The 6,645-nt window shown below is 64.9% G+C and carries 5 protein-coding genes; all 5 read right to left on the bottom strand.

Going from position 1 to position 6,645, the window contains the following annotated elements; genetic code table 11:
• A partial coding sequence (locus FJZ36_17200) for a hypothetical protein (GenBank protein MBM3216637.1) occupies window positions 1-183 on the bottom strand: 183 nt, incomplete at its 3' end.
• Between the two features lie 115 nt (window positions 184-298).
• Window positions 299-1,723, bottom strand: coding sequence for an NADP-dependent phosphogluconate dehydrogenase (gene gndA, locus FJZ36_17205; protein ID MBM3216638.1), 1,425 nt, complete (start codon window positions 1,721-1,723; stop codon window positions 299-301).
• A gap of 116 nt (window positions 1,724-1,839) precedes the next feature.
• A complete protein-coding gene (locus FJZ36_17210; GenBank protein MBM3216639.1) occupies window positions 1,840-3,354 on the bottom strand; it encodes a proteasome accessory factor PafA2 in 1,515 nt (504 codons plus the stop codon).
• A gap of 13 nt (window positions 3,355-3,367) precedes the next feature.
• Complete coding sequence (locus tag FJZ36_17215) at window positions 3,368-5,110, bottom strand: AAA family ATPase (protein MBM3216640.1); 1,743 nt, start codon at window positions 5,108-5,110, stop codon at window positions 3,368-3,370.
• A gap of 37 nt (window positions 5,111-5,147) precedes the next feature.
• Complete coding sequence (locus FJZ36_17220; protein MBM3216641.1) at window positions 5,148-6,188, bottom strand: N-acetyl-gamma-glutamyl-phosphate reductase; 1,041 nt, start codon at window positions 6,186-6,188, stop codon at window positions 5,148-5,150.
• Between the last annotated feature and the right edge of the window lie 457 nt (window positions 6,189-6,645).

Raw genomic sequence — 6,645 nt, forward strand, 5'->3', positions numbered from 1 at the left:
GCGCGTCCAGTTGGGCGTCGTGACGGTCATCTCGACGTCGGAGTAGCTCGAATCGCTCCGGTAGAGCTTGTCGACGGCATCGAGAATGGTCTTGGGATCCGGCTGGTCGGATGCCGCCTGAGCGGCAATGGCGAGAACGCAGAGGAGCACTCGAAGCGCGAAACGAATCGGTCGCGATAACATGGCGTCTGGCTCCCATCCAGTGATCGTCGGGTTCCGCTGGCGGGATTGGGACGCGCCCGAGCTAAAGAGTAGCCTTCCTGTCGGCATCTGGGAAGCGACGCCGACGTACGAGCCTCTAGCCGCTCGACCACTGTGTGTGGAACGTGCCCTCGCGGTCGGTTCGCTGGTACGTGTGCGCCCCGAAGTAGTCGCGTTGCGCCTGAATGAGCGATGCTGCGCTATCGGCGCGGCGGTAGGCGTCGAAGTAGGCGAGAGACGCGGCCATCGCCGGCGCGGCGATTCCGAGCCGGACGGCGCTCGCCACAACCCGCCGCCAGGCGTCCAGTCGAGCCTCGACTCCCGCGCGGAAGTGCGGGTCCAGCAACAGATTCGGCAGCGAGCCGTCGCGCTGGTACGCGGCTTTGATCTCGTCCAAGAAGACCGCGCGGATGATGCATCCGCCCTTCCAAATGCGGGCGATCTCCTCGAACTGGAGCCCGAAGCCATACGACGCGTCGGCAGCGCGCAGGAGCGCCATCCCCTGCGCGTACGAACACACCTTCGAGGCATAGAGCGCCGCGCGCACGTCCGCGATGACCGACCCCGAGTCCGTCGGCTTCTCCGAGGTATGCGACCCCAAGAGGCTTGCGGCTCGCACGCGCTCCTGTTTGAGCGCCGAGACGAAGCGTGCGTCCACCGCCGCCGTGATCGTCGGAATCGGCACGCTCAGGTCGAGCGCGGTCATCACCGTCCAGCGTCCGGTCCCTTTCTGACCCGCCGAGTCGAGGATCGTGTCCAGTGTGAGCGTTCCGCCGTCCGGGTCCCGATGGTTCAGGATGTCCGCCGTGATCTCGATGAGATAGGACTTCAGCTCGCCCCGATTCCACTCGTCAAAGACCTCGGCGAGGCGTTCCGCCGGAATCCCGAAGCCGTTGCGGAGCAGGTCGTAGGCTTCTGTGATGAGCTGCATGTCGCCGTACTCGATCCCGTTGTGCACCATCTTGACGAAGTGACCCGCGCCTCCCTCGCCGATGTAGGAGACGCAGGGCCCGTCCTCCGTCTGCGCCGCGATGCGCTTCAGGATCGGCTCAAGGCTCTCGTACGCTCCGCGTTCGCCGCCGGGCATGATGCTGGGACCGTTCAGAGCGCCCTCTTCGCCGCCGCTGACGCCCATACCCACGTATCGGATACCCGTGTCCCGCATCGCAGCCTGTCGTCGCACCGTGTCGTGGAACAGCGAGTTGCCGGCGTCCACGAGGATGTCCCCCGGATCGAGCAATGGAACCAACTGCTCCATGAACGCATCGACAGGAGCTCCCGCCTGAACCATGAGGATGACCCGGCGCGGGCGAGACAACGCCGATACGAACTCCTGGAGGCCCTTGGTTCCCAGGAAGCGGCGTCCGGCGCCGAAGTTGGCGATGAACTCCTCGGTTCGCGCGGTCGTGCGGTTGAACACGGCGACGGAAAACCCGTTGCGCTCGATGTTGCGCGCCAGGTTGGCGCCCATCACGGCGAGGCCGATCAGACCAATGTCGTAGGAACCGGGTCGGTCGTTCATCTGCGTCTTCTTCACCGTCGGGGTGCTCGGGCGTCGCTGTCTCGACCGAGTATAGCACCCGGTCTACGCGCCCTCAATGCGCCGACAGGGATGGGAGCCGTGGCGTCCGTAGTGTTCTAGCGGATTCCGGCGGCTCGGAGGAAGTCCTCGATCTGCTCGGAGCCATCAAGGGCTTCGCGGCAGCGGGCAAGGGCGTCCGGCTCGACAAGGGCGTTCAGGCTGAGCTCGCGCGTTCGTCCGCCGACTCGGAACTTGAGCGAGTCCCACTGCGCCGATTCCGCTTGAGAGCCGAACCGCGCCAGAGACTGTCCTCGGACGTAGGCGCGCGTGTCGGACGGCGGGGTCGTCACGGCGTCGAGGATGCGTTCTTCGGAAACGAGACGTCGGATGCCGTCGTCCTTCTGCAGCTCATAGTAGAGCCCGGTCTCGACGTCGATGCTGTGGTACTCCAGGTCGATCCCACGGAGCCACGGATCGGACCACTCGATGCCCTCTTCCTCGACGAACGTCGTCAGCAGCCACTTCTTCGTGACCCAGTCCAACTGACCGACCAGCGACATCGGGTCGCGCTCGAGCGCGTCCAGCATCGACTCCCACTCGCGCAGCACCCATTCCGTCTCGCCATCGTGCGAGAGGGCGTGGTCCTGGCACAGTCGGAGGTACTCTCGCTGCACGGCGATCGCCGTCGAAACCGTGCCGTCGGCGAGCGTGACGCGCCACTGCATCGTCGGGTCGTGGGAGATCGCCTTGATGGCGTCGAGAGGACGCGCCAGGGCGAGCGATTCGGGAACCACGTCCTGCTCGATGCAGTCGAGCACGAGCGCCGTCGTGCCGATCTTGAGGGCGGTCGCGTATTCGCACATGTTGGCGTCGCCGACGATCCCGTGCAGACGACGGTACTTCGCGCGGTCGGCGTGCGGCTCGTCGCGCGTGTTCACCAACGGGCGGCGATGCATCGTATCGACGCTCGCCTCGACCTCGAAGAAGTCCGACCGCTGCGACAACTGGAACGTGCCGGGCGACTGCATGCCCGATTCGCTCTCGATGCCGATCTTGCCAGCGCCGGCGAACACCTGACGCGTCACGTTGAACGCCGTCAGGTTCGCCTTGATCCGGTCGAAGGGCGTGTCGCGGGACATGATGTAGTTGTCGTGGCAGCCGTAGGAATGTCCCTGGAAGTCGGTATTGTTCTTGTAGAGGATGACGCGGGAGCCGCGCTCCGCCGACATGCGCTGCGCCGCCTGGAGGAGAATCCGCTCGCCCGCCTTGTCGTGCGCGACGAGGTCGAACAGGCTGAGGCACTCCGGCGTCGAGTATTCGGGGTGCGCGTGATCGTTGTAGAGCCTTGCGCCGTTGTGAAGGATTCGGTCGCTCTTGACCTGTTCGTACGTAAGCTCGTGCTTGCGGTCGCGCTGGTGTTCTTCGCGCTCGTCCGGGTGTTCCAGGAGCTCCGTCGCTCGGAACCCGCGCGCATCGCGGAAAGGGTCTTCGAGGGCATAGTCCCATCGCGGGGTCGGGTCCTCGGGTCGATAGGATCGCACGACGGCGATGGACTCGATCAGTGGGTCAGTCTCTGCCTCGCCCTCCAGGATGATGCCATACTCGGTCTCGATGCCGAACAGGCGGTTCATATCCCCACCGCCGTCATAGAATGCCGTCGCGACGCCGCGCTCCGCCCTTCTTGGGACGGATCGGCGAAACGCGCGCGACGTTTTCCGGGTCGTAGTCGATGAGCTTGAGCCAGTCGTCGGCGTTGTCCGACGGCGGGAAGATGTCGTTCTCGCGGTACTCCTGGGCGATGGAATCCACCACGTCGTCACGGGTGATGCCGGACTCCTCCCCCTGCGCGACGGAGCGCTTGATCGCGAGCTCCTTCGCCCGTTCCACGATAGACGCCACAATCGCCCCGCTCACCAAGTCGCCGCGGTGGAGCACTTCCACGGTTCCGCTGTTGAGGGTCACTTCGAGGAACCGCGTGTCGTCGCGTCGCGCAAACAAGTCCTCCATCGCCGCCTCGATCAGCGTATCGACCGCTGCCGAGGCGGAACCGTCGTGTTCCACGACCAGGTCTGCGCTGATCGGCAACGACTCGTTCAGGTAGATGCGGAAGATTTCGCGAGTACCGTCACGATCGGGTCGCGTGACCTTGATCTTCCGGTCGATGCGACCCGGACGGAGGATCGCCGGGTCGATCAGGTCGGGGCGATTTGTCGCCAGGATGATGACGATGTCGCGCAGGGACTCGATGCCGTCCATCTCCGCGCAGAACATCGGAACGACGGTGTTCGAGATATTGTGGGATCGGAGCGCGCGCCGGGTTCCCAGCACCGCCTCGGCTTCATCGATGAAAACGAACGGCAGGATGCCCTGCTTCCGCTTCTCCCTCGCGAGGGCGAATATCTCGCGCACCTTCCGCTCCGACTCGCCCAGCCACATGTTCAGGATTTCGGGCCCCTTGATGTGCAGAAACTGGCCCTCGATCTGCTTGCCGGCTTCCTTCTTGAGCTGCTCGACCAGGTTGTGGGCGGTCGCCTTGCCGATGAGCGTCTTGCCGCAGCCGGGCGGCCCGTAGAGCAGGAACCCTTTCGGCGTCTTGAACTGGAACCGCTCGAAGAGATCGGGGTGCAGAACCGGCATCTCGATCGCGTCCTTGATGGCGCGGATCGCCTCGTCCTGCCCACCGACCTTCTCCCACGGGAGCTCGGGAACCTCGTCGAGGTAGTAGTCCTTGGTCTCCTGGGCTGGGAACACTTCCAGCGCAACCCGCGAGGAGGCGTCCACGCGGACCTCGTCCCCCGTCTTGATCCGGCTGTCGCGGATCGCGTCGGAACGCTCCAGCACGGCGGACGCGCCGCTCGGTTCCTGCCCGATGCGGATGCGCCCGTCTTCCAGCGCGTTGGCGACGCGTGTGATCGCGCCCGTCGGGGCATAGCCCAAGTCGCCGACGACGACGTAGGCTTCGTTGAGCAGCACGCGCGTCCCGACGCGGAACGTGGACACGTCGAGCTGCGGATCGATGTTCGAGAAGTAGTCGGAACCCCCGAGCGCGACGTGGGCGATGCCCTCGCGCGGCTGTCCCAGGTAGACGCCAATACGGTTCGCCGGCGACGTCAGCTTCGTCACCGCCTCTTCCAGCTCGGCGATGGCTTGTTGGACGTCCTCGAACGCCTGTTCGTCCTCGATGATCTGCCGGCGCAACTGGTACAGAATGGACCTTCGGGCGTCGCGCTCGTCGGTCGCTGCCAGCAACTCGTTCACAAGGGCGAACGCGCGATCCCCGAACGGGCGGCCTCGCCGGGTTCGATCCGAGTCCTCACCTAGAGGCCTTCCGCGCCGTTCGTCGTCCGGCGTGAACCGGTCGGCGTCGCGGTCCTTGGGGCTCCGCATGTGTCACCTCTTCTCGTCAGATCGCCGGCAGAACCGTCTAGGGCATGAGCCCGGGGAATCGGATGCCCGCGGTCTCGTCGAGTCCCGCCATCAGATTCAGGTTCTGGACGACCGCGCCCGATGCGCCCTTCACGAGGTTGTCGAGAACACTCGTGACGACAACACGACCGACGCGCGGATCGACCTCCAAGCTGATGTGGACGTTGTTGCTGCCAAGAACGGCTTTCGTCTGGGCGTACTCGCCGGCATCCAGCACCTGCACGAACGGCTCCGCCTTGAACCGAGTGAAGTACGCGTCGAGCAGCTCGCCCGTGGACATCGGTCGGCGCAACGTCGCGTAGATCGTGGAGAGGATGCCGCGCGTCATGGGCATCAGATGCGGCGTGAAGCTCACGCGAACCGTCTCGCCGGCTGCTGCCGTCAGCTCCTGCTCGATCTCGGGCGTGTGGCGGTGCACGCCGATGTTGTACGCGGTCAGGTTGGACTCCCGGTTCGCAAAGTGGGTCTTCTCGTCCGCCTTCTTGCCGGCGCCGGAGATGCCGGACTTCGAGTCGATGATGATGGAATCCGGCTCGACGAATCCGTTCTCGACCAAGGGCATCGCCCCCAGAATGGCGCTGGTCGGATAGCATCCGGGGTTGGCGACCAGATCGGCTGAGCGGATCGCGTCCCGGTATCGCTCCGGCAGCCCGTAGACAGCTTGGGACAAGAGGTCTGGTGTCGTGTGCTGGGACTTGTACCAAGACTCGTAGTCGTCTGCGCTATGCAGGCGGTAGTCGGCACTGAAGTCGATGACGCGCAGCCCTGCGCCCAACAGCACAGGCGCGAAGTCCTGAGCGACCTTGTGCGGAACCGCGAGCACGGCGACGTCGATGCGATCCCGAAGGGCATCGAGGTCGAACGACTCGAACGACAGATCGCAGTAACCGCGCAGGTTGGGCATGGCACGCGTGACCTGCACGCCGGGATACGTCTCTGACGTGACTGCCACGAGGTCGATGCCGCCCGGATGACTCACGAGGAGGCGGATCAACTCGCTGCTCGTGTAGCCCGAAGCGCCGACGATTGCGATTCTCATGGTGGTCCCCTACGGCTCCGAACGTGATTCCATTATAGCATTCGCATGCCCTTGCGGCGACGGACGTGGCATCCGACGCGCCATACCGTGAATGGCACATCGTGCAGCCTCAACGCATCCATGCACGATATGGGGCAAGAAGCAGCGGCTTGGACCCGGCGCTCTCTCGCCGAGAGTCGCTGTGGTGGCTGGTACAGCGCGATCAGCCCGCGTGCTCGTCGGATCAACCCGAACGGGCACGATTGCTGCTTGTGGTCTGACGCAACGCGCGACCGGCAGCGGTCGTCACGCTCTTGACGCGGCGAGTTGAGCCGTGTAGAGTGAGAAGAGGCCGTCCGGTTCGCGGCGGTACCTGACGACGTGTTAGGAGGCACGCTCATGGCGGGACAGGGCAGAACCAGCTTCGCATTCACCGTATCCCTCATCCTCCACGGGATCGCGGCAGTGGTCTTGACGC

This window comes from Candidatus Poribacteria bacterium (genome assembly GCA_016866785.1).
GTDB lineage: Bacteria > Poribacteria > WGA-4E.

What these genes read in the sequence shown, in the direction of transcription:
- gndA (MBM3216638.1), bottom strand. Translation starts at nt 1,723, where the DNA reads ATGAACGACCGACCCGGTTCCTACGACATTGGTCTGATCGGCCTCGCC.
- FJZ36_17210 (MBM3216639.1), bottom strand. Translation starts at nt 3,354, where the DNA reads ATGAACCGCCTGTTCGGCATCGAGACCGAGTATGGCATCATCCTGGAG.
- FJZ36_17215 (MBM3216640.1), bottom strand. Translation starts at nt 5,110, where the DNA reads ATGCGGAGCCCCAAGGACCGCGACGCCGACCGGTTCACGCCGGACGAC.
- FJZ36_17220 (MBM3216641.1), bottom strand. Translation starts at nt 6,188, where the DNA reads ATGAGAATCGCAATCGTCGGCGCTTCGGGCTACACGAGCAGCGAGTTG.